Source organism: Streptomyces sp. NPDC037401 (assembly GCF_055602345.1).
This window is the reverse complement of the sequence record NZ_JBVJWO010000010.1, coordinates 1-21,166: the sequence shown is the minus strand read 5'-3', so window position 1 is coordinate 21,166 and position 21,166 is coordinate 1. Positions and strand designations below refer to the sequence as shown.

At 71.4% G+C, this 21,166-nt stretch carries 22 protein-coding genes; 4 read left to right on the top strand and 18 right to left on the bottom strand.

The annotated features are described in order from the left end of the window. Positions 1 to 188 precede the first annotated feature (188 nt). Positions 189 to 1,748 (bottom strand): S8 family peptidase, encoded by a 1,560-nt coding sequence (locus ACZ7H1_RS12440; protein WP_470786005.1) that lies wholly within the window; start codon positions 1,746 to 1,748, stop codon positions 189 to 191. Between the two features lie 283 nt (positions 1,749 to 2,031). After that, the gene (locus ACZ7H1_RS12435) at positions 2,032 to 2,523 is read right to left on the bottom strand and encodes a cupin domain-containing protein (RefSeq protein ID WP_470786003.1); all 492 of its coding nucleotides are present in this window, start codon (positions 2,521 to 2,523) and stop codon (positions 2,032 to 2,034) included. Positions 2,524 to 2,623: 100 nt separating this feature from the next. Here ACZ7H1_RS12435 and ACZ7H1_RS12430 point away from each other — a divergent pair, with 100 nt between their 5' ends. Next, positions 2,624 to 3,457: an isocitrate lyase/PEP mutase family protein gene (locus tag ACZ7H1_RS12430; RefSeq protein WP_470786001.1), complete on the top strand. Its 834-nt coding sequence runs from the start codon at positions 2,624 to 2,626 to the stop codon at positions 3,455 to 3,457. Between the two features lie 147 nt (positions 3,458 to 3,604). Further along, positions 3,605 to 4,585 carry an EamA family transporter gene (locus ACZ7H1_RS12425; RefSeq protein ID WP_470786000.1) on the top strand — a complete coding sequence of 327 codons (981 nt, stop codon included), beginning with the start codon at positions 3,605 to 3,607 and terminating at the stop codon, positions 4,583 to 4,585. 81 nt (positions 4,586 to 4,666) lie between these two features. On the opposite strand, the gene ACZ7H1_RS12420 is transcribed toward ACZ7H1_RS12425, so the two are convergent. From ACZ7H1_RS12420 to ACZ7H1_RS12345, 16 genes are all read right to left on the bottom strand, one after another. Beyond that, the gene (locus tag ACZ7H1_RS12420; protein ID WP_470785998.1) at positions 4,667 to 5,458 is read right to left on the bottom strand and encodes a trypsin-like serine peptidase; all 792 of its coding nucleotides are present in this window, start codon (positions 5,456 to 5,458) and stop codon (positions 4,667 to 4,669) included. Continuing rightward, positions 5,458 to 6,537, bottom strand: a complete 1,080-nt coding sequence (locus tag ACZ7H1_RS12415) for an alpha/beta hydrolase (RefSeq protein WP_470785996.1) — start codon at positions 6,535 to 6,537, stop codon at positions 5,458 to 5,460. The genes ACZ7H1_RS12420 and ACZ7H1_RS12415 overlap by 1 nt, the downstream gene beginning before the upstream one ends. 237 nt (positions 6,538 to 6,774) lie before the next feature. Continuing rightward, positions 6,775 to 8,199: an alpha/beta hydrolase gene (locus ACZ7H1_RS12410; RefSeq protein ID WP_470785994.1), complete on the bottom strand. Its 1,425-nt coding sequence runs from the start codon at positions 8,197 to 8,199 to the stop codon at positions 6,775 to 6,777. Between the two features lie 123 nt (positions 8,200 to 8,322). Then, positions 8,323 to 8,478: a hypothetical protein gene (locus tag ACZ7H1_RS12405; protein WP_470785992.1), complete on the bottom strand. Its 156-nt coding sequence runs from the start codon at positions 8,476 to 8,478 to the stop codon at positions 8,323 to 8,325. After that, positions 8,456 to 10,324: a carbamoyltransferase family protein gene (locus tag ACZ7H1_RS12400; protein ID WP_470785991.1), complete on the bottom strand. Its 1,869-nt coding sequence runs from the start codon at positions 10,322 to 10,324 to the stop codon at positions 8,456 to 8,458. Before ACZ7H1_RS12400 ends, ACZ7H1_RS12405 begins: the two co-directional genes overlap by 23 nt. Before the next feature lie 33 nt (positions 10,325 to 10,357). After that, positions 10,358 to 10,585, bottom strand: a complete 228-nt coding sequence (locus ACZ7H1_RS12395) for a hypothetical protein (RefSeq protein WP_470785990.1) — start codon at positions 10,583 to 10,585, stop codon at positions 10,358 to 10,360. 9 nt (positions 10,586 to 10,594) lie between these two features. Then, a complete protein-coding gene (locus ACZ7H1_RS12390) occupies positions 10,595 to 11,512 on the bottom strand; it encodes a GDSL-type esterase/lipase family protein (protein WP_470785989.1) in 918 nt (305 codons plus the stop codon). 58 nt (positions 11,513 to 11,570) lie between these two features. Next, complete coding sequence (locus ACZ7H1_RS12385) at positions 11,571 to 12,500, bottom strand: NAD(P)/FAD-dependent oxidoreductase (protein WP_470785987.1); 930 nt, start codon at positions 12,498 to 12,500, stop codon at positions 11,571 to 11,573. A 2-nt stretch (positions 12,501 to 12,502) separates the two neighbouring features. Next, the gene (locus tag ACZ7H1_RS12380; protein WP_470785986.1) at positions 12,503 to 13,837 is read right to left on the bottom strand and encodes an MFS transporter; all 1,335 of its coding nucleotides are present in this window, start codon (positions 13,835 to 13,837) and stop codon (positions 12,503 to 12,505) included. Further along, entirely contained in the window at positions 13,834 to 14,721 is an 888-nt protein-coding gene (locus ACZ7H1_RS12375; protein ID WP_470785985.1) for a phytanoyl-CoA dioxygenase family protein, read from the bottom strand. The genes ACZ7H1_RS12380 and ACZ7H1_RS12375 overlap by 4 nt, the downstream gene beginning before the upstream one ends. After that, positions 14,714 to 16,624, bottom strand: coding sequence for a carbamoyltransferase C-terminal domain-containing protein (locus ACZ7H1_RS12370; RefSeq protein WP_470785984.1), 1,911 nt, complete (start codon positions 16,622 to 16,624; stop codon positions 14,714 to 14,716). The genes ACZ7H1_RS12375 and ACZ7H1_RS12370 overlap by 8 nt, the downstream gene beginning before the upstream one ends. An 11-nt stretch (positions 16,625 to 16,635) precedes the next feature. Next, positions 16,636 to 18,210, bottom strand: a complete 1,575-nt coding sequence (locus ACZ7H1_RS12365; RefSeq protein ID WP_470785982.1) for a radical SAM protein — start codon at positions 18,208 to 18,210, stop codon at positions 16,636 to 16,638. A 144-nt stretch (positions 18,211 to 18,354) separates the two neighbouring features. After that, the gene (locus ACZ7H1_RS12360; RefSeq protein WP_470785981.1) at positions 18,355 to 18,534 is read right to left on the bottom strand and encodes a hypothetical protein; all 180 of its coding nucleotides are present in this window, start codon (positions 18,532 to 18,534) and stop codon (positions 18,355 to 18,357) included. A 412-nt stretch (positions 18,535 to 18,946) separates the two neighbouring features. Beyond that, complete coding sequence (locus tag ACZ7H1_RS12355) at positions 18,947 to 19,474, bottom strand: GNAT family N-acetyltransferase (RefSeq protein ID WP_470785980.1); 528 nt, start codon at positions 19,472 to 19,474, stop codon at positions 18,947 to 18,949. Between the two features lie 97 nt (positions 19,475 to 19,571). Further along, on the bottom strand, positions 19,572 to 19,985 hold the full coding sequence (locus ACZ7H1_RS12350) for a VOC family protein (RefSeq protein ID WP_470785978.1): 414 nt from the start codon (positions 19,983 to 19,985) through the stop codon (positions 19,572 to 19,574). Positions 19,986 to 19,995: 10 nt separating this feature from the next. Then, positions 19,996 to 20,415, bottom strand: coding sequence for a helix-turn-helix transcriptional regulator (locus ACZ7H1_RS12345; protein WP_470785976.1), 420 nt, complete (start codon positions 20,413 to 20,415; stop codon positions 19,996 to 19,998). Positions 20,416 to 20,498: 83 nt separating this feature from the next. Here ACZ7H1_RS12345 and ACZ7H1_RS12340 point away from each other — a divergent pair, with 83 nt between their 5' ends. After that, entirely contained in the window at positions 20,499 to 20,768 is a 270-nt protein-coding gene (locus ACZ7H1_RS12340) for a type II toxin-antitoxin system Phd/YefM family antitoxin (protein ID WP_470785974.1), read from the top strand. After that, positions 20,761 to 21,024 (top strand): type II toxin-antitoxin system RelE family toxin, encoded by a 264-nt coding sequence (locus ACZ7H1_RS12335; RefSeq protein WP_470785973.1) that lies wholly within the window; start codon positions 20,761 to 20,763, stop codon positions 21,022 to 21,024. The genes ACZ7H1_RS12340 and ACZ7H1_RS12335 overlap by 8 nt, the downstream gene beginning before the upstream one ends. The last annotated feature ends 142 nt before the right edge of the window (positions 21,025 to 21,166 follow it).

The following is a 21,166-nucleotide window of genomic DNA, read 5'->3' as shown; positions in this document are numbered from 1 at the left end:
AGGGCTTGTGGGTTGTTCTTCGCGGCCGTTTGGTGCACGGGCCCGGCCCGGGGGGGGGGGGGGGGGGGGGGGGGGGGGGGGGGGGGGCGGGGGGGGGCCCCCCCCCCCTCCCCTTCGGTCCCTGTTCAGATGCCCTGCCCGGCCTCAGGGGCCGTCAGACCCCGTCAGACCTGCTGCCAGACCTGCCGTCAGAACTGCAGGAACCAGGAGTCGATCTTGCCGGTGTCGATGTTGGCGTTGTCGTTCACCCGCAGCTTCCACGTGCCGTTCGCGACCTCGGAGGAGGCGTTGACCGTGTAGGTGCGGATGATGTTGTCCGCACTGCCGCCGCTGCGGTTGTGCAGGGTGTAGACGCTGCCGTCGGGAGCGATCAGGTCGACCTTCAGGTCACCGATGTACGTGTGCTTGATGTCGACGGAGACGGTCAGCGCGGCCGGGGCGTTGCCGGGGACGCCGCTGACGGTGACCGGGGACTCCACGGTGGAGTTGTCGTTGATCGCGTAGTCGCCGGTGTTCTCGAACTTCTTGCCCGGCGGGTTGGTGGTGCCGCCGCCGACGAACAGCAGGCGGTTCGGCGAGCCGCTGCCGGGGCTGGTGACGACGTTCGGCGTGGAGGCGCTCACCAGTCCGGCGCTCACCTGCGCCGGGGTGCTCGACGGGTTCTCGGACAGGTAGACGGCGGCCGCGCCCGCGACGTGCGGGGAGGCCATCGAGGTGCCCGAGATGGTGTTCGTCGCGGTGTCGTTGGTGTTCCACGCGGACGTGATCGAGGAGCCCGGCGCGAAGATGTCCAGGATCGAGCCGTAGTTGGAGTAGCTGGCCTTCGCGTCGGTGCTGGTGGTCGCACCCACCGTGATCGCCTCGGCGACGCGTGCCGGGGACTTGGTGCTGGCGTCCGTCGACTCGTTGCCCGCCGCGACGGCGTACGTGATGCCGCTCGCGATGGAGTTGCGTACGGCCGTGTCCAGCGCGGAGTCGGCGCCGCCGCCGAGGGACATGTTCGCCACGGCCGGCTTGACGGCGTTCTGGGTCACCCAGTCGATGCCCGCGACCACCTGAGCGGTGGTGCCCGAACCGGAGTTGTTGAGCACGCGGACGCCGACGATCCTCGCCTTCTTGGCCACGCCGTAGGCGCCGCCCGCGACGGTGGCGGCGACGTGGGTGCCGTGGCCGTGGCCGTCCTGGGCGGTGTTGTCGTTGTCGATCGCGTCGTAGCCGTTGAAGGCACGGCCGCCGAAGTCGCCGTGGCTGATGCGGACGCCCGTGTCGATGACGTACGCCGTGACGCCCTCGCCGGCCTTGTCCGGGTAGGTGTAGCTGGAGTTGAGCGGCAGCGCCCTCTGGTCGACGCGGTCCAGGCCCCACGACGGCGGGTTCGGCTGCGTGGCGTCGATCGTGAACACGCGGTTCTGGACCACGGACTTGACGGCCGGGTCGGCCGCGAGCTTCCGGGCCTGCGCCTCCGAGACCTTGATCTCGTAGCCGTTGAGCGCCTTCTTGTACGTCCGGTTGATCTTCGCCCCGTACTCGCCGGCGATCGCACGGCCGGCGGCGGAGTCGGCCTTCGCCCCGTCCAGGGTCACGATGTAGCTGCCGGATATCGCGCCGGGCGCGCCGGCGTTCTCGATGAAGCCTTCCGCGGGAGCGGCGGTTGCCGGGAGCGCGGAAACCGCGCCGATGACGAGGGCGGCGACGGCGGTCGCACTGACACCGGCGATCTTGCGACGTGATGGACGCATCACGGTCATGTGAGGGGTCCTCCTCATAGGTGGTGCATTGCGGGGGGTGAGGCAGGCATGAGCATGACAACCAAGAACAGCCAATCTTGCGGTCAACTCCCGCCTGCCTCCGAAAGGTTGACGCACGCCACCGAGATCCCACAAGAGGACGAGGAACGCTTCACATCCGCGCCACACAACGGCCACGAACCGGCGAAGGACGCCTGTACGCGACACACAGCGGTCATGAACAGGCGTCTCTCCGTACCGGATCACCTCCGGACCCGCCCCGCCCGGGGCACCGGACCCCGTACTACTCGACGAAGTACGAGTCGTGCCGCACGAAGAATTCGGCGCGCTCCTCGTCCGTCGCGTCGGCGAGGGCGGCGAGCCCCTCGAAGTACTCCTCGCGCGCGGCACCCGGCGCGAAGATCATCAGCATCTCCGCCGGCGCGTCGGAGTCGTTGCGGAAGGCGTGCAGTCCGCCCTGCGGCACGTACAGGAAGTCGCCCTTCTTCGCGTCGACCCAGTCCGCGCCGTCGAAGAGGCGGACGGTCCCGTCCAGGATGAAGAAGGACTCCGAGATCGTCTTGTGGAAGTGGGTCCTGGGCCCGCCCGCCTTCGGGCTCATCTCCACCCGGTAGAGCCCGAACTCCCCTTTCGTCGAGGCCTTGGTGGCCAGGTAGTGGATCGCGTCCTTGCCCGCCTCCCCCAGCTCGGGCGGTGTGTCCACGGTCCTGAAGACCGCGCTGACCTCGCCCTCCTCGCGGTGGTAGACCTGCTCCGGATACTCCGGGTACGACATGGGTTTCCCCCTCCGTGGTCGGCTTGCCGTCCTGATCAACAGGCGGCTGCACGTCGTATTCCCGCCAGCGGACCGGCCGCCGGGATGATGAACTGGCCCCATGACCATCCACACCACTGAGCGCCGCAGTCAGACCGAACTCGCCCGCGTCTTCCACGCCTTGCACTCCCCCGGCACCCCGCTCGCCCTGGCCAACGCCTGGGACGTCGCCAGCGCCCGGGTCACCGAGGCCGCCGGGGCGCCCGCCGTCGCCACCACCAGTGCCGGGGTCGCCTGGAGCCTGGGCGACCCGGACGGGGACGCCATCGCCCGCGACCGCGCCGTGGAGCTGGTGGCCCGGGTCGCCGCCGCCGTTGCGGTCCCGGTGACCGCGGACATCGAGGGCGGCCACGGCGCGGACGCGACGGCCGTGGGCGAGACCGTCGCCCAGGTGATCGCGGCCGGGGCGGTCGGCATCAACATCGAGGACGGCCGGTGCGGGCCCGAGGAACTGGCGGACCGGATCGCGGCCGCCCGCGCGGCCGCCGACGCGAGCGGGGTGCCGCTGTACATCAACGCGCGTACGGACACGTACCTGTTCGGGCTCGGCGAGCCCGGCGCGGCCCGCCTGGAGGAGACCCTCGCGCGGGCCGCCCGCTACCTCGCCGCGGGGGCCAGCGGCGTCTTCGTCCCCGGGGTCGCCGACCCGGACACGGTCGCCGCGCTCGCCAAGGGCATCGACGGCCCGCTCAACCTCCTCGTCGGCCCCGGCTCCCCGAGCGTGTCCGAGCTCGGCGCACTGGGCGCGGCCCGGGTCAGCCTCGGCTCCTCCGTGGCCGAGGCGGCGTACGCGGTGGCCGCGCGGGCCACCCGGGAGCTGCTGTCGGACGGCACGTACACCGCCGTCGCCGACGGGCTCCCGTACGGGGAATTGAACGGCCTGCTCCAGGGCTGACGAGGGAGGGACGGGAGTGGGGGGGGGGGGGGGGGGGGGGGGAAGCCCCCCCCCCCCCCCCCCCCCCGGCCCCGATCCCGCCGGATCCTGCCCGATCGCGGGCAAATTCCTGGCCTGACGGTGTCCCGATCCCTAGGATCTTGCATCATGCACATATCAAAGCCCGCGGAGAAGTCCGCGCCCGAGGCAACGGTCCCGGCCGCGCCGGAGCCCGTCGCGCCGGCGGTCCCGGCCGCCGCCCGCCGTGTGACCGGGGCGGTCTGGGCGGCCCTCGCCATCGTCTACGTCGTCTGGGGCTCGACCTACCTCGGCATCCGCATCGTCGTCGAGACCATGCCGCCGTTCCTCTCCGCGGGCGCCCGCTTCATCACCGCGGGCCTGCTGCTGGCGGGGCTGGTGGCCTGGCGGCAGGGTCCGAAGGCACTGCGGGTGACCCGGGCCCAGCTGGGGTCCGCGGCACTGGTCGGCCTGCTGCTGATCCTCGGCGGCAACGGCCTGGTGGTGCTCGCCGAGCAGCACGTGCCGTCCGGGCTGGCCGCGCTGCTGGTCGCGGCCGTGCCGATGTGGGTGGTCCTGCTGCGCACGGCCGGCGGCGACCGCCCGCCGGCCCGGACCCTCGCCGGGGTCGCGATCGGCATGGGCGGCCTGGCGGTGCTCACCCTCCCGGGGCTCAGCGGCGACGTCCGGCTGTCCGGGGTGCTGACGATCCTGTTCGCGGCCCTGCTGTGGTCCCTGGGCTCGTACTCCTCCGGCAAGCTCAAAATGCCCTCCAACCCCTTCGCCGCCAGCGCGTACGAGATGCTCGCGGGCGGACTGGCCGCGGTCGTGGTGGCCCTGCTCCGCGGCGAACAGCAGGGCCTGGACCTGGGCGCGGTCTCGACGCGCTCGTGGGTGGCGCTCGGCGGGCTGATCGTCTTCGGGTCCCTGATCGCCTTCACCGCGTACGCCTGGCTGCTCCAGTCCGCGCCGCTCTCGCTCGTGTCGACGTACGCCTACGTCAACCCGGTCGTGGCGGTCTTCCTGGGCGCCCTGGTCCTCGGCGAGGCCCTGACCTGGCCGATCCTGCTCGGCGGCGCGATCGTGGTGGCGGGCGTGTGTGTGATCGTCAGTACGGAGCGCAAGGGCTGACGCCCTGAAGCCCTGACGCCTTGAAGCCGTGACGCTTGCAAAGCCGCGACGTCCTGAAGCCCTGACGTGCGGCGGCCTGTCTCAGGCGGTGTCCCCGGCCGCGGCCTCGTACAGGGCCTTGGCGCGGGCGTCGAAGCGGGCGGCGGTGGAGTCGACGTCCGTGTCCCCGCCGCTCAGCACGGCGATCAAGCGGCCCGGACCGCCCTTGCCGCCGCGGTCGGCCACCCAGGGGCTGCCGCTGGTGCCGGTCCAGAACCCGGCGCAGCGGATGTAGAGCATCCCCTGCTCGTCCTTGTCGGGGCCGGTCTGCGTGGTGCAGGAGACGGGCTCGTTGCGGGGGTTGTGCTCCTCGTCCGGGTAGCCGACCACCGTCACGTCCCGCTTCTCGCCGGAGTCCCAGTCGGGCCGGGGGGCAGCGCCCCGGCCGCCGACCGCGTCCTGGACGCTGCGGCCGTCGCCGTCGGGCTCGACGGTGAGGAAGGCGTAGTCGGCGGTGTCGTCCCCGTACAGCCGCCAGCGGTCGTCGACGTGGACCGAGCGGATCTTCCAGGTGCCCAGCGGCTGCCGGCCGGAGCCCTCGCCGGAGAAGGCGGGGGCGAAGGACAGCGCGCCGATCTCCAGCCCGTCGTGGGCGAGCTCGCCCGGCTCGCCGTCCTCACCGGCCGGGGTGACGCAGTGCGCGGCGGTGGCGACGACGTTGCCGTGCGGGCTGTCGACCACGCTGGCGGTGCACCAGTGCTCCCCGTCCGCCATGAGCACGCCCACGGTCGGGAACGGGTGCGCCGGTTCGTCCCCGGACAGGAGGAACGCGATCGCGAGCAGCGCGGAGGTCCCGGCCGCCGCGGCGGACAGGCCCTTGGACCAGGTGCCCATCAGACGTCGGGGGCCGCGTCCCGGTCATGGGCCGGCGCCGGGTCGGGTGTCGGGGGCAGGAGCACCTTGCTGATCCACTCCAACGAGCCCTCCCTCATTCCGCGGACGTACGACTTGCCGTTGTGCTCCCCATCCTCGATCACCTGCAGCCGGGTGTGCACGGGACCCTTCCCGTACATGCGCATGAACCGCTCCAGCTTCGCGCGGCCGGTCTCCTCGGTCCCGATCTGGAAGGCGACGTAGACGTCGGGGCCCTTGGAGCCGATCAGTCGCTGCGCGAGCTTCTCGGGGTTGTTGGCGTCCATCTCCTCGCGGTGCCCCCGCCACAGCGGCGAATCCGGTGCGGTTTCGGGGCCGGAGGCGATCACGGCCTTGAAGCGCTCGGGGTACTTCATGACCTGCTTGAGGGCGACGAAGCCGCCCGAGGAGGAGCCCATGAAGGCCCAGCCGTCGCGGGACTCGAACGTGCGGAAGTTCGCCTTGACGAAATCCGGGACGTCCTGGGCCATCCAGGTGCCCATCTTGGGCCGGCCGGGGATGTCGGAGCCGTCGTAGTAGAACTTCTTGTCCGGGTTCAGGACCGGCATGACCACGATGAACGGCAGGCTGGTGCCGTTCTCGACGCCGTCGATGACGGCCTGCTGGAGTCCGAGGCCGGTGCCCATCCAGTAGTTCTTCGGGTAGCCGCGGCCGCCGGGCAGGGCGATCAGCACCGGGAAGGCGCTCTTCGCGTACCGCGGGTCCTCGTACTCCTTGGGCACCCACACCCACACGTCGCCGGTGAAGCCGGACCGCGCGCCGACCAGCGTCGTCCGGCCGATCTCCGTGCCGTCCGGGAGGCGGCTGGCGCGGACGAAGTCCGCCCGCGGGCCCGTCGGCATGCTGACGCCCGGGCGGTTCTTGCTGACGACCCCGTCGACGTGGCTGCGGCCGAAGGAGATCGGCTCGCCGTCGTCCGACAGGAGCCCGGACTTCCACGCGGCGGCGCCGCCTCCCGCGATCAGCGCGAGGGCCAGTACGCCGCCCAGCAGCCGCAGGCGCTTCGGCCGCTCGGGGCCCTTCTGACGGTTGTGCTCCACGGTGATGACCGACCGTTCCTTACTCCGACCGCGGCGCTGCCGGGGCAGGCCGTTTGATCCCTCTTCACCCCATACAGAGGGTTCGCCGTTCCAAAGGGTTCCGTCCAGAATGCGCCATCCGGGGTGGTGTTCCCCACGCGGCGCCGGGGTGCGGCCGCCCGGCTCAGGGGCTGCTCCAGCGGCCCTCGAGCCGCGGGCGGACCGCGGGCGGGCCGCACCGCGGCCGGAGGGACCGGGTCAGGCCGCGTCGGGCGTCGGCTTGGCCATGACCTTGCTGATCCACTCCAGGGAGCCTTCCTCCATGCCGCGGACGTAGTCCCAGCCGTTGTGGTCCCCGTTCTGGATCACGCGGGTGGTGATCTTGACCGGCCCCTTGCCGTGGTCCTTCTCGAACTTCTTGAGTCGGGCCAGGTCCGCGCTGCCCTCCTTGGTGCCGATCTGGAAGTTCACGTAGACCTCGGGGCCGGTCCCGCGGCTGAGCTTCGCGGCGAGCTTGCCCGGGTCGTTGGCGTCCATCCGCTTCCGGTCGCCGTTCCACAGGGGTGAGTCGGGGGCGGTCTCGCCGCCGCTGGCGATGACGGCCTTGAAGCGGTCCGGGTGCTGCATGACCATCTTGAGGCCGACGAAGGCGCCGGAGGAGTTGCCCATGAAGGCCCAGCCGTCACGGGACTTGAAAGTGCGGAAATTGGCCTTGGTGAAGGCGGGGATGTCCTCGGCCATCCACGTGCCCATCTTCGGCTGGCCGGGTATGTCGGAGCCGTCGTAGTAGTTCGTCTCGTCCGGGTTGAGGACGGGCATGATCAGGATGAAGGGCAGGCTGGTCCCCGCCTCGGCCCCGGCGCTGACGGCCTTCTGGAGGCCGAGGCTGCGGTCGGCCCAGTAGTTGGTCGGGTAACCGTTGCCGCCGGGCAGGGAGATCAGGACCGGGAAGGCGCTCTTCGCGTACTTCGGGTCGTTGTACTCCTTGGGCACCCACACCCACACGTCGCCCGTGAAGCCCGACTTGGCGCCGGTGAGCTTGGTCTTGACGATCGAGGTGCCGTCGTCGAGCCGGCTGGTCCGCCGGAATTCCGCGAGCGGGCCGGTGGGCATCGAGACCGGGGACTGCGCCTCGTCCTTGCCGGCGGCGCCGCCGGCCTCGCCGTCCTTGCCGTCCTTGGCGGGCGGCGGGGTCTGGGCGAAGGTCACGGGCTCGCCGTTGTCGTTGAACCAGTCGAGCTTCCAGCCGGTGACGCCCACGCCGGCGAGCACGGCGACGGCGACGGCCGCACCGATCCACCTGCGACGGCGGGAGCCGCGGGGCGGGCGGGTCGGCTCCCCGTCGCGCCCGCTGCCGTCGCCGTCGCCACCGTGGGAACGGGGCTCCGGCTGCACCGGCTGCGGCGGCGGGTACTGCGGGTACGGCTGGTAAGGCTCGGCGTACGACGGGGGGTGCGGGTCGCCGTACGGAGCCCGGGGGTACTGCGGCTGCTGGGACTGCGGCTGCTGCGGCTGCTGCGGCTGGCCGTACGGCCCCTGCCCGTACTGCCCGTACTGGCCGTACGGCTGCTGCTGCCCGTACTGCTCCTGCTGCCCGTGACCCGCCGGATCCCCGTACGGCTGCCGGTACGGATTCGGGTACGGCTGATCGTCAGGCCGCGGGCGCTGCGGGTACTGGTGCACGGAACTCGCTCCGAACGGTCATGCCTGCCCCCACGGGACAGATCGGCTGGGCATCCCCCGCACTACCTGATGCACCGATGACCCAAGAGGTTGCACAAACCCGCCAAAAATATGATCGGACCTTCACTTCCTCCAGTAGCTGGGGACGGAGTCGTTGCGGGCCCGCTGGAGCGGGTCGTGCACCAGGCGCAGGAGCGCGCCCGCCGGTGTCACGACCAGGTGGTAGAGCAGGGCGAGCCCGGCCCGCCGGGCCGGATCAGTCCATGGGGATCGACGCACGCCAGTCCCCCTCCTCGTGCCATTCGGGCTGGGCCGGCTTCTCCAGCAGGAAGTCGCCGAGGACCAGCAGGTCGATACGGGTGCGCATGAAGCAGGTGTAGGCCTCTTCGGGGGTGTTCACGATGGGCTCCCCGCGTACGTTGAAAGAGGTGTTCACCAGCACCGGGCACCCGGTCTGCTCCTTGAACTCCGTGAGCAGGCGGTGGAAGCGGGGATTGCGCTCGGCGGTCACCGTCTGCACCCGCGAGGAGAGGTCCACGTGCGTGACCGCGGGGACCGTCGAGCGCGGGATCCGCAGCAGGTCGAGCCCCTTCGGTCCGGCGGCCGCTCCCGATCCCCGTGCCGGTTCCGTTTCCGGCTCCGGCGCCGTCCGCCGCGACTGTGCGACGGGCGCCGTGACCAGCATGTACGGGCTCTCCTGCGGGAGGTCGAACCAATCCTTGGCGTCCTCGGCCCGGACCGCGGGGGCGAAGGGCCGGAACGACTCGCGGAACTTGGTCTTCAGGTTGAGCTCGGAGTGCATCGCCGGGTCCCGCGGGTCGGCGAGGATCGAGCGCGCCCCGAGCGCCCTGGGCCCGAACTCCATCCGGCCCTGGAACCACCCCACGATCCGCCCCGCTGCCAGCTCCCCGGCCACCCGCCGCTCCAGGGCGTCCCCCGACAGCCGCGTGTACGGGATCCCGCGCCCGGTCAGGAACGCCTCGATCTCCTCGGGGCCGTAGCCGGGCCCCAGCAGCGCCCCCGCCATGGCGTCGGTCCGGCGGGCGACGTGCGGCCGGGGCGCCCCGCGCCGGTGCGACTCCGCCAGGGCCGCGCCGAGCGCCCCGCCGGCGTCGCCGGCCGCGGGCTGGATCCAGACCTCGTCGAACAGTCCCTCGGCGACGATCCGGCCGTTGGCCACGCAGTTGAGCGCCACCCCGCCGGCCAGGCACAGGCGCCGCTCGCGGGTCCGTTCGCGTACGGTGCGGGCCAGCCGGAGCACCACCTCCTCGGTGACCTGCTGGACGGACGCCGCGAGGTCGAACTCCCGCTCGGTGAGCGGCCCTTCCGGCTCCCTGCGCGGGCCGCCGAACAGCTCCTCGAAGCCGCCGCCCACCATGGTCCGGCCGTGCAGGAAGGTGAAGTGGCGCATGTTCAGCCGGAACGACCCGTCCGGCTTGACGTGGATGAGCCGCTCGCGGATCAGCTTCGCGTACCGCGGCGTCCCGTACGGCGCGAGCCCCATCAGCTTGTACTCGCCCGAGTCGACCTTGAAGCCGCAGAAGTACGTGAACGCCGAGTACAGCAGCCCCAGCGAGTGCGGGAAGCGCAGCTCGCCCAGCGGGCGCAGGCGCCTGCCGCTGCCGTGCCACATCGTGGTGGTCGCCCACTCGCCGACGCCGTCGATGCAGAGCACGGCCGCGGACTCGTACGGGCTGGGGAAGAACGCCGAGGCCGCGTGCGCCGCGTGGTGGCGGCTCGCGGTCACGGGCGGCAGGACCGCCCCGCCGGCCTGCTCCCGCAGCCGGCGGGCCACCTCGTCCGTCGCCTTCCGCTTCCAGGCCAGCCACTGCGGGAACGCCTCGCGGAACACCGGGAGGCCGCCGGGCGAGGCCGCCAGCCAGGTGGCGAGGACCCGGCGGAACTTGAGCGCCGGGTCCTCGTAGAAGGCGATCGCGGTCAGGTCGCCCAGCCCGGCGCCGGCCTCCCGGAGGCAGTAGTCGACGGCCCGGGCCGGGAACTCGGGGGTGTGGCGGCGGCGCGTGAAGCGCTCCTCCTGCGCCGCCGCCAGCGGCACCCCGTCCGCCACCAGCGCGGCGGCACTGTCGTGGTAGTACGCCGAGATCCCCAGGATCAGCTCCGGCATCGGCGACCCCCTCCCTTCAGTCCCTGCCTTCGGTCAGAACAGGGGATAGACCGAGGCGTCGTCGTCCGGCTGCCTGCGCAGCCGGTTGGTGCGGGCCGGCGCCGGCGCCGCCTCCGGCTCGGTGTGCTGTGCGGCGGACGCGGCGGGTGCGGCAGGTGCCGCGCCGGCCGGTGCGGGCTCCGCCGCGGCTTGCGGTGCGGGCTGCTCCTGCGCCGTGCCGCGCTTCAGCAGCCGGCCGGAGAGCCCCTTCAGTACGGACACGGGTACTCCTCAGTCGAGGTCGAGGTGGTGCGCGATGGCCCGGGCCGTCGCGTCGTACCCCAGGTCGGTCAGGTGCACCCGGTCGATGAACAGCCAGTCCTGCGGCGCGGCGGTCTCGGCGAGGACGCGGTTCAGGTCGAGGAACGGCACTCCGGCCGCGGCGCAGCCGGCCCCGATCGCGTCGGCGTAGGAGCGGCCGACCTCCATGGTGGAGATGTCGTTGTGGTAGCGCAGGAAGTTCGAGACGTCGTCGAGCTCCTCGAAGAGCGCCTTCTCCTCGGCGGTCGGCTCCTCGCGGACCCACGGCGCCAGCGGCTGGAGCACGTAGTGCAGCCGCGCGCCGAGCCCGTCGGCCACCGTCTTCCAGGCACCCATGTGCCGGACCGTCAGTTCGGCTGCGTGGGCGACGCGTTCCGCGGCGGACGGTACGGTCTCGGGGGCCGCTCCGCAGTCGAAGAAGGCCCCGTGGCGCCCCTGCTCCTGTGCGGACAGCCGGCTGAGGACGAGGTTGTTGACCCCCGAGCACAGGACGATGTCCTCGACCTCGGGCAGCAGGTGCCGGAAGAACGCGACCAGCATCAGCTCCTGGACGGAGTTGTGGCTCTGACCGGCGTAGTTGAGCCACGGCAGCCGCGGCGCGTACGAGGTCCACAGCCGGGAGGCCACGGTGGCGGCGTCCCCGGTGGCGCCCACCCCGTACATGGCCGAGCTGCCCGCGAGCAGCCGGACCGGTCCGGCGGGGCGCTCCCCCGCGACGGTGGCGAGGGCGCCGCCGGGGCCGCGGGTGTACCGGAAGCCGTGGGCGTCGGTGCGGGAGACGGGCGTCTCGTCGTCTCCGTACTGGAAGAAGCCGATGTAGGGCTGGTCCTCCAGGTCGAAGGTGTAGTGCTCCATGTGCGGGGTGAGTTCGGCGCGGGGTGAGGACATGCCGCTGGGCCTCCCGGTCCTGGCGTTGCGTCGTGGGTGGGTGCGTGTGGGGGGCGGGTCAGTGCGCGGCCGGCGGCAGGTCGTACAGGGCGCCGGGCAGGTCCTCGCGGATCAGGTCGGCGTTGATGGCCATGGCGGCGAGGCCACCGCTGGCTGCGGCCATGGCGCCCTGCTGCATGTTGTTGCCGAGGTCGCCGGCCACGTACAGCCGGGGCAGCTCGGTCCGGCCGCGCTCGTCCTTCTGCACGGCTTCCAGGTCGGGCGCCTCCAGCCAGGGGCGCAGCGGCTCCACCCGGGGCTCGGTGTCCATGTGCAGGAACAGCGCGCCGAAGGTGACGGTCCGGCCGTCGGCCAGGGCGACGGCGACGCCGTCCTCGTGCGCGGACAGCTGTACGACCTTGTCGGCGAGGGTGGGGATGCGGGCCGCGTCGAGGTGGCCCTGCTCCTCGGCAGGCAGCTCGCGCCCGTCGGAGAGGTAGGTGATCGAGTCGGTCCACGCGGTCAGGGTGGTGGCCAGGCACTCGCTGGGCACGGTGCCGCCGTACACGCCGAAGGTCTTGCCGCGCACCTCCCAGCCGTGGCAGTACGGGCACTCGAAGACGGCCTTGCCCCACAGCTCGGCGATGCCGGGCACGGCCGGCAGCTTGGAGCGCACTCCGGCCGCGTAGAGGACCGCCCGCGCACGGAAGGTGCCGGACTCCTTGGTGGTGACGGTGACGGCATCCTCGCCGGGGGTCACCGAGACCACCTCGTCGTCCCTGAAATCCACGTCGTAGGAGCCCAGTTCGGTGCGGGCGCGGGCGCGGAAGTCGGCGATGGTGACGCCGTCGTTGGTGATGAGGTTGTGCATCACTCCGGCGGCCATGTTGCGGGCGTCGCCGGAGTCGATGACCAGGACGCGGCGTCGCGAACGGCCAAGGTAGAGCGCCCCGTTCAGGCCGGCGGGTCCGCCTCCGACGATCACGGTGTCGTAGAGGTCCGTGGTCATGGTCACTCCTTGTCGAGTACGTCGAGTACTTCGTTGTGTACGGGCGTCCGCGCGCCGAGGGGCGCGAACAGCAGCAGGGCGCCGGCCGCCAGGGCGATTCCGGCGACGACGAAGACGGTGGGGACGGAGGTGGCCGCGGCCAGCACTCCGCCGAGGGCGGCGCCGACGGGCATCGCACCCCAGGCGCACAGGCGCGACACGCTCATCACGCGGCCCTGGAAGTCCTCGGGGGTCAGCCGCTGGCGCAGCGAGACCACGGGGATGTTCCAGCCCATCATCACGATGCCGTTGAAGAACAGGGCGGCGGCGGCCTGCCAGGCGTTGGCGGCGAGGCCTACGCAGGCGTACGCCGCTCCCGAGCCGACCAGCGACCAGCAGGCCAGCCGGCCGGCCGGCACCCGGTCCGTGGCCCAGGGCACCAGGGCGCTGCCGGCCACGGCGCCCAGCGATCCGGCGGCGAGCAGCAGGCCGTAGCCGGTCGCGCCCATGCCCAGGTGCCGGTCGCTGAGCAGGACGAGCAGCGAGAAGGTGGCGGAGAAGGCGAGCCCGTAGAGCGCGCTGACCGCCAGGGTCAGGCGCAGGGTGCGGTGTCCGAGGACGAACCGCAGACCGCTGCGGATGCCCTGGAGGACGGTCTCCCGCGGCGCGTTCTCCGCCGCCGCCCGCTCCTCGGCCGCGCCGGGCGCCGGATCCTCCGCGGCCGCCGGGGTGCGGCCGCGCCGCCCGGCGGTGGCCAGTCCGAGCAGCAGGACCGCCGCGACGGCGTACAGCGTGCCGCCGACGCCGAGCGCCACGGTCGCGGCCACGCCGATGAGCAGACCGGCGAGCGGGGGTCCGACCATCTCGTTGAGCACGGTCTGCGCGGTCTGGAGCCGGCCGTTGGCCCGTTCCAGGTTCCTGCCGTCGACGATGGCCGGCAGCATCGCGGGCGCCGCGGTGTCGGCCAGCGTTTCCGCGATGCCCAGCAGGAACGCCAGCACGTACAGGACGGCGAGCGGCGGCTGCGCGGCGGCGACCAGCGGAACGGCCGCGAGCAGCGCCGCCGCCCGCAGCAGATTGCTGTACAGCACGATGCGCCGGCGGTCCCAGCGGTCGGCCAGGACTCCGGCGGGCAGCGCGAAGAGCAGCCAGGGGAGCATGTTGACGGCGGTCAGCCCCGCCACCGCCGCCGGGTCCGGGTGACCGGTGACCACGAGCAGCGGCAGCAGGGTGCGGGTGATGCCGTCGCCGGCGTTGGACGCCGCCGTCGAGCCCCACAGCCACCGGAAGGGGCGGCCGAGGGCGGGTGCGGCGGCGTCCGGGCCTGCGTCCGCGGCGGGGGCGGAGGTCCGGCTCATTCGTGCCAGCCCCGCAGTCCCAGCAGCCGCTCGCCGAGGGGGTTCAGCTCGGCCGGCCCCCACAGCGTGTGCTCCTCCTTGCGGATGCCGCCCTCCGGCGGGTGCGGCGGCACCCGGTCCCGCCAGAAGCGGACGCGGGCGTCGGCCATGCCCTCGATGTCCGGGCGCGCCGGGGCCATGGTGAGGTACTGGGCCATCCGCACCTGGTCCTCGGTCACGTTGGGGTGGACGCCGTGCGGGAGCAGGCTGTTGAAGATGATCAGGTCACCGGGGTCCACGCTCGGCGTGGTGATCTCGTAGCCCGTGATGTCAGGGGTGTACGGGTCGCGGTCGTCGGGCTGCTCCGCCACCCACTTCTCCCAGTGGGTGAAGATCTCCGGCACGCACTGGAAGCCGCCGATCCGCTCGTTGCCCTCGGTGAGGGACAGGACCGACTGGCAGCTGATGGGCAGCTGCTCGATGGAGGTGTCCACGTCCCAGTGGATGAACCCGTCGAACTCGCGCTCGCCGTGGTTGGGCGGGTTGACGTTGGCGAAGTCGATGGTCACCCACAGGTCGGGGCGGTCCCAGATGTCGACGAAGGCGTCGTACACCCGCTGCGTCTGCCGGTTGTCCCACTGGGCCTGGTGGTTGTACATCTCGACCAGACCGCTGTGGCCGGGCAGCCGGTCGTTGCCGGTGTGCGGCGAGGCCCAGGTCGAGCGGTCGTCCGGGCTCATGTCGAGGAACTCCATGAGCGCGGCGCCCAGCCGTTCGGCGTTGGCCACCGGTACGGCCTCGCGGATGATCACGTATCCCTCGGTGATCCACTGCTCCCACTCGGCGGGCGTCATGGCCCGCAGCGGCAGGGTCTTGCGGACGTCTCTCAGCTGCACGCTAGCCACGGGGTTCCCTCGCTTCGATGATCGTGTGGTGGTCGGGCAGGACGACGGCGTCCAGCACCGTGCCGGCCAGCAGGTCCAGCGCCTCGTCCAGGCCGTTGAGGATCGGACGGCCGTTGTCGTTGGCGCTCGCGCTGATCAGCAGCGGCAGCCCGGTGCGCTCCCCCACCGCGTGGCACAGCCGGTGCAGCGCGGGCTGCACCTCGGCACGTACGGTCTGCACCCTGGCGGTGCCGTCGATGTGCCGCGCCTGGGAGAGGAGTTCGGCGCGGTCGGTCCGGACCCGCGCGGCGAACAGCATGGTGTCGGTGTGGTCGAGGGGCCCGGTGAAGTACTGGTCCGCCAGCTCCTCGGGGCACACCGGGGCGACCGGGTGGTACCACTCGCGGCCCTTGACGGTGCGGGACAGGTGCACGCGGGAGCCCTGCCAGTGCGGGGAGACCAGCAGCACCCGGTGCCCCAGGCCGCGCGGGCCGGTTTCCAGGTCGCCTTCGAGCCAGGCCACGGCCTGCTCGTCGGCGAGCAGCTGCGCCACCTCGTCGATGACGTCCTCCCGGCCGGGCAGGGTCCGCACCACGTGTCCGGCCGCTTCGCCGGCCTTCCGTACACCGGCGCCGGGCAGCGCCAGCGGCGGGCCGGCGTAGGCCACGGCGGGCCAGGCCAGGCCGGTGAGGCGGGGCCGGTCGGCGGGGCCGGCGGCGGCGAGCGCCGCGCCCAGCGCGACTCCGGAGTCGTCGCAGCAGGTGGGCACGTACACCCAGGAGAAGCGGCCGGACTCGGCAAGTGCCGTGTTGGCGTTGATGTTGAGTGCGCAGCTGCCGGCGTAGCAGAGGGCCGGGTAGTCGGGGTAGCGCCGGCCGAGGCCGGTGATCAGGCCCACGAGGTCGATCTCGAGGGCGGCCTGGAGGGTGGCGGCGAGGTCCCGGCAGTTGCGCTCGTAGGGGCCGCGCCCGACCTCGATGACCTGCCCCTCTGCGGTGCGGAAGGCGTCGGGGAACACCGTGGCGTACGAGTGGACCACGTCGTCGTCCGAGGAGTCGGCGAGCCCCGCGTCGAGGTAGCCGCCGCTCTCCGGGTCGAACTCCCACCAGTCGTCCTCGTACCGCAGGGCGGTGCCCGCCAGCCAGAGGTCGTCGAGCGGGGCGAAAAGGTCGGGCGTGGCGCGCCGGGCCCGCTGCGGTACGAACATGGCCCGCAGGATGGGGAGCACGCCGCGCAGCGGTTCGCCGGTGGGTGCGAGGCCCATCACCTTGCCGGTGTGGAACTGGCTGCCGTGGATGCGGCGGGCCAGTGCCTCGGCGACCAGTCCGAAGCGGGGGCCGGTGCGGTTGTTGAAGGACAGCACCGGGGTGAGCACATCGCCGTCGCCGAGGCAGACCATGCCGGATTCGGCGTAGCCGCCGGTGCCGTCGAGGGCGACGACGAGCGCCTTGCTCGCACCGGAGGCGTAGTAGGCGAGGGCCGCATGGGCGTAGTGGTGGCGTACGGCGACCAGTTCGGGCGGCCCGTCGGCGGCCGCCGACGGGCCGGCCGTGGGGGTGGCCGTGGCAGCGGCCGGGAGGACGACGGGCCAGCCCTCGGCGGAGATCGGGCGCAGTACCGCGTCGGCCAGGTCTCCGCCCGGCGCGGACCAGCGGGCGTCCTGGCCGACCAGTTCGACCAGCGCCGGGGGCAGTACGGGGCAGACCGGCGTGTACCAGTCCGCCACGGCGATGCGTGTCACCGGCGTGGCCGCGAGGGTGCTCAGTTCGGCCGCCCAGGCCGCCACGGACCCGGCGACCTCGGCGTTGCCGCCGCACACGTGGCGCATGCCGACCCGGCGCTCGGCCTCGATGACGTGGAACCCGCCCGCGTCGGTGAGCGCGACGGCGGCGTCGTGCCCGAAGTGCATTCCTATCGTTGCCATGGCCCCGTCTTTCAGGCGGCCGCGACGGCGACCGCGCCGGCGACCTGGGCGTGGTGTCGCTCGAGCAGGCCCTGGACCACTTCGCGCATGTAGCCGCAGTAGCCCGGGGACATCAGGTGGATGGAGCCGTTCTCCTCCTCCAGGGCGCCGGCGGAACCGCCGGAGCAGGTGCCCTGGAGCTCGCAGCCCTGGCAGCCGGGGCCGTTGGTGTAGGCCCGCATGCCGTAGTCCTTGTAGGCGGGCGAGGTGAAGATGCCCTTCCAGTCGTCGATGTCGCCGAGCTTGCGGGCGGTGGCCTTGCAGGCGAAGACGGAGCCGTTGGGCTCGATGGAGAGCTGGCGGCCGACGGCGGGGCAGGTCTTGTAGTCGGCGTGCTCGGCCCAGGTGGCCTCGTCGATGATCATCTGGAAGGTCTGGTACCAGTAGCCGCTGAGCTGGACCCCCACGGAACGGCCGTAGTCCACGGCCTCCAGGAGCTTGCGCGCGACGTCCTTGGGCTGGTGCAGCGCGAAGAACTCGTTCGCCTGGAAGGAGACGATGACGTCGAGGACCGGGATGCCGGCCTCGGCGACGAAGTCGATCAGCGGGGTGCCCCACTTGTCCCAGGTGTACTGGGAGAGCACGGTGGTGATGTTGACCGGGACGCCGGCGGCCTTCATGTCGAGGATCGCCTGGCGGACCACGCCCCACGGGGTGCGCTGCTGCTGGCCGCCTCGGAACTCTCCGGTCTCGGGGACCAGGTAGTCGATGGAGACGGTGGTGTCGACCTTGTGGCGGGCCAGCGCGGCGAGCAGCTCCTTGTCGATGCGGGAACCGTTGCTGGTGAGGTCGTACGACAGGCTCACGCCGTCGTACGCGTCGCCGAAGGTGCGCAGCACGTGCAGGATCGTGCCGCGGGCGAGGGTCGGCTCTCCGCCGAAGAAGGAGATCGTCAGGTGCCCGCCGCCGTTGGCCTTGCGCAGGGCGATGGCCTCGCGGATGGTCTTCTCCGCCACCTCCTTGGACATGTGCATGGAGGGGTTGCGGGCCTCGCTGTCGCCCTTGTTCCAGTCGCCCTTGGCGAAGGTGGGGCCGGTGTCCTGGCGGGCGCTGCGCAGCTCGACGAGGACCGGGCCGGGCTTCACGGACTCGCCGGAGGTGTTGCGCTCCTCCACGCCGCCGTCGAAGTTGTACGCGAAGCAGCCCTGGCAGGAGAAATTGCAGGCGTTGGTCAGGACGAGCTGGATCGAGGAGTGGAACACGCCCGTGCCCAGCACCTCTTCGCGGCTGTCGAGCAGGGCCGCGATCTCGGTGCCCTCGTCGTGGCCGGCCTCGACGAGGTAGCGGGACTCGATGAGGTCGTGCAGGGAGGCCTCGCTGACCCGGGCCCGCAACTGCTCCAGGGCGATGCCGTCCGCCGCCTCCTTGAGCAGGTCCACGGTGTCCGCGTCGACGATCCGGGCGTTGCCGAAGAGGGAGTGGAAGGCGATCGTTTCGCCATTTCCGTCGTACGCGTCGATACGGCCGCCGAAGCGCGTGAAATCACGGTCCTGAGCGGACCGCAGCGTACGTACGTAACGTGAGGACTGGTAGACGGAATTCGACATGGTGACTTGTCCCTGCCTCTCGCGGCATTCCGGAGTGAACAACTCGGTGATTCGGGCTTCGGGATTCGGGCGCGGAATTGTGCGGGGGCCCGGGGTGCTCGGCGGGGCCCACCCTTTCGGCGGGCCCCTTCGGAGCGATGGAACTCAGGACTGGGCGTCGTGCGGCTGCTCAGCCTTGGCTTCGGCCTCGGCCGCCGCGTCCTCGGTCAGGTGCTTGTGAACAGGGACGATGGTCGGCGCGTTGCCCTTGTCCTGCGACACGAAGGCGCAGGGGCGCGGCCCCGCGGTGGCGGCGGGCTTCTCGGGTTTGCGGATTTCAGCCATGTGAGGGCTCCTCGGTTCGGTCTGGCACGAACTCGACAACTGAAGCAGCAGACGTCTCGGGTCGACAGCGACCAACGAGCCAGGACGACGCCCTGATTTCGATTACGTTGAGTGAAAGCGGAATTCCTCTTTTCGCAGCCGCCCGGACCACGCCACAGGCGGGCTGAACTGCTGGAACGCGCCCTCGCCCGACAACCCGAGGAGACGCTCCGATACGCGTGATCATTACGGAAAAGACCGGAACACCTGCTTCCACCAGACCGGAATGCCTTGTTCCGGGTGGCTAGATCACGCCGTTAGCCAAACCTAACTTCCAGCCGGAAGGCGCCGCCGAGAGCCCCCGGGGCACGAAAAAGGGGCCGGACGCGCAGCGCGTCCGGCCCCTCACACCGCCCCTGAGCGGCAACAACACCTACTTGTCGCGCAGTTCACCCGCAAGCAGGCCCATGGTGAACATGTCGTACCACTGGCCGTCGCGACGGAAGACCTGACGCAGCCGACCTTCCTCCACGAAACCGACCTTGCGGTATATGTGCTGGGCAGGGTGATTCTCCGTGACCACGGTCAGGGTGATCTTGTGGAGGCGCATCTTCTCGAATCCGTAGCGGCATATCGTCCGCATGGCATCGGTCGCATATCCGCGCCCCCAGTAATCCTTTTCCCCGAGATAGATATCGAGTTCGGAAATTCCCGTCTCGGGTTCGGCGCCGTGCAGCGCGACCAGACCGATGAGTTTGCCGTCCTCGAGCGCCTCGACGCCGTACACGACGTCCCCGTACGTGTTCCGCTCCCGGTCCGCGAGCCACTTCTCGACCCGCGCCGGCGTCTGCGCGTACTCCTCCCGCATCCACCGCATGACCTCGGGATCGTGGTTCCACCGCCACAACGCCCCGGCATCGCCGGTCTCCATGGCCCGCAGCCGCACCAGGTCTCCAAGCATCACGCGCCCCGCCCTCTCAAGATCACTTCATCAGCCCGCCACCCTCGCACACGCGTACAGCCCGGCTCAACTCCTTTGCCGGGCGTCGCACCCGGGCTCAGGTACGCGGCTGGTTGAAGCGAAGCATGTTGCCGGAGGGATCGCGGAAGGCGCAGTCGCGGACGCCGTAGGGCTGGTCGACCGGCTCCTGGAGCACCTCGCCGCCCGCGGCGCGGATGCGCTCGAAGGTCGCGTCGCAGTCGCCGGTGCGGAAGATGACCCCGCGGAGCAGGCCCTTGGCCAGCAGCTCCGCCATGGCCTCACGGTCGGCGGGCGAGGCGTTCGGGTCCGCGAGGGGCGGCTCGAGGACGATGTCCACGTCGGGCTGCTCCGGCGACCCCACGGTCACCCAGCGCATCCCCTCGAAGCCGACGTCGTTGCGCACTTCGAAGCCGAGTACGTCCCGGTAGAACGCGAGCGCCTTGTCGTGGTCGTCGACGGCGATGAAGCACTGTGAGAGCTTGATGTCCATGCGCTCCACGCTAGGCGTGCAGCTCTGGTTTCGCTTCTCCGTTCCTGACCGGCCGCGTGTGGATCTTGGCGACGCAGGGCGGGATGGCCGCGCTCTCGTCATGGCTGCGGGCCCGGTAGGCGCTCGGGCTCTCGCCGACCAGCTCGGTGAACCGTGAGCTGAACGACCCCAGCGACGTACAGCCCACCGCGAAGCAGACCTCCGTCACCGACAGGTCCCCCCGCCGTAGCAGCGCCTTGGCCCGCTCGATCCGCCGCGTCATGAGGTAGCTGTACGGGGTCTCGCCGTAGGCGGCGCGGAAGCTGCGCGAGAAGTGCCCCGGCGACATGAGCGCGACCTGCGCCAGCGCCGCGACATCGAGCGGCTCGGCGTAGTCGCGGTCCATCCGGTCACGAGCCCGGCGCAGCCGGACGAGATCCTCCAAGTTCACCACCCCACCATCGCACGCCGCCGCCACGATCACCGGCGACTTGGCGATTGTGTACACATGGGCCACTCGGTGCGCTTGAGCGCATGACGCAGCCACTGCCCATAGAGTCCATCCGCGATGTCCGGGCGCATCTGGCCGAAGTCGTGGAGCGGGCCGATCGCGACGACGTGCCCACGGTGATCACGCGCCGGGGCAAGGAAGTCGCCGCCGTCGTCTCCATCGAGGTGTTGCGCAAGTACCAGGAGTGGGAAGAGCGCGAGATCAACAGGATCATCGACGAGCGCATGGCCAACCCGGCACCCGGCATCCCGATCGAGGACGTCATGAGGGACACGCTGGCGCGCAGTGAGTGAGTACCGGACGGTCTCCCGGCCCGAGACGGAGGCCGAGCTCCGGAAGATCCCTCGTGACATGGCACTGCGCATCCTGGCCAAGCTGACCGAGCTGGACAGTGATCCTCTCGGCTTCAACACCACCGCACTGGTGTCCCAGCCAGAGCATCGCCGCCTGCGCGTCGGCGACTTCCGCGTCGTCTACACGATCGACAACGGCGTGTTGGTGGTATGGGTCGTGCACGTCGAGCGTCGCTCCACCGTTTACGACACCTGAGCCGAGGGGCTGGGCCGGCGCACGCACGAGCCGGCCCCTTCTACTGGGCCCTGAACGCAGAAAAGCCCCGCACCATAAGGTGCGGGGCTTTCCCACAATGATTGTTCGGCGGCGTCCTACTCTCCCACAGGGTCCCCCCTGC

What these genes read in the sequence shown, in the direction of transcription:
- ACZ7H1_RS12440 (WP_470786005.1), bottom strand. Translation starts at nt 1,748, where the DNA reads ATGACCGTGATGCGTCCATCACGTCGCAAGATCGCCGGTGTCAGTGCG.
- ACZ7H1_RS12435 (WP_470786003.1), bottom strand. Translation starts at nt 2,523, where the DNA reads ATGTCGTACCCGGAGTATCCGGAGCAGGTCTACCACCGCGAGGAGGGC.
- ACZ7H1_RS12430 (WP_470786001.1), top strand. Translation starts at nt 2,624, where the DNA reads ATGACCATCCACACCACTGAGCGCCGCAGTCAGACCGAACTCGCCCGC.
- ACZ7H1_RS12425 (WP_470786000.1), top strand. Translation starts at nt 3,605, where the DNA reads ATGCACATATCAAAGCCCGCGGAGAAGTCCGCGCCCGAGGCAACGGTC.
- ACZ7H1_RS12420 (WP_470785998.1), bottom strand. Translation starts at nt 5,458, where the DNA reads ATGGGCACCTGGTCCAAGGGCCTGTCCGCCGCGGCGGCCGGGACCTCC.
- ACZ7H1_RS12400 (WP_470785991.1), bottom strand. Translation starts at nt 10,324, where the DNA reads ATGCCGGAGCTGATCCTGGGGATCTCGGCGTACTACCACGACAGTGCC.
- ACZ7H1_RS12390 (WP_470785989.1), bottom strand. Translation starts at nt 11,512, where the DNA reads ATGTCCTCACCCCGCGCCGAACTCACCCCGCACATGGAGCACTACACC.
- ACZ7H1_RS12385 (WP_470785987.1), bottom strand. Translation starts at nt 12,500, where the DNA reads ATGACCACGGACCTCTACGACACCGTGATCGTCGGAGGCGGACCCGCC.
- ACZ7H1_RS12380 (WP_470785986.1), bottom strand. Translation starts at nt 13,837, where the DNA reads ATGAGCCGGACCTCCGCCCCCGCCGCGGACGCAGGCCCGGACGCCGCC.
- ACZ7H1_RS12370 (WP_470785984.1), bottom strand. Translation starts at nt 16,624, where the DNA reads ATGGCAACGATAGGAATGCACTTCGGGCACGACGCCGCCGTCGCGCTC.
- ACZ7H1_RS12365 (WP_470785982.1), bottom strand. Translation starts at nt 18,210, where the DNA reads ATGTCGAATTCCGTCTACCAGTCCTCACGTTACGTACGTACGCTGCGG.
- ACZ7H1_RS12360 (WP_470785981.1), bottom strand. Translation starts at nt 18,534, where the DNA reads ATGGCTGAAATCCGCAAACCCGAGAAGCCCGCCGCCACCGCGGGGCCG.
- ACZ7H1_RS12355 (WP_470785980.1), bottom strand. Translation starts at nt 19,474, where the DNA reads ATGCTTGGAGACCTGGTGCGGCTGCGGGCCATGGAGACCGGCGATGCC.
- ACZ7H1_RS12350 (WP_470785978.1), bottom strand. Translation starts at nt 19,985, where the DNA reads ATGGACATCAAGCTCTCACAGTGCTTCATCGCCGTCGACGACCACGAC.
- ACZ7H1_RS12340 (WP_470785974.1), top strand. Translation starts at nt 20,499, where the DNA reads ATGACGCAGCCACTGCCCATAGAGTCCATCCGCGATGTCCGGGCGCAT.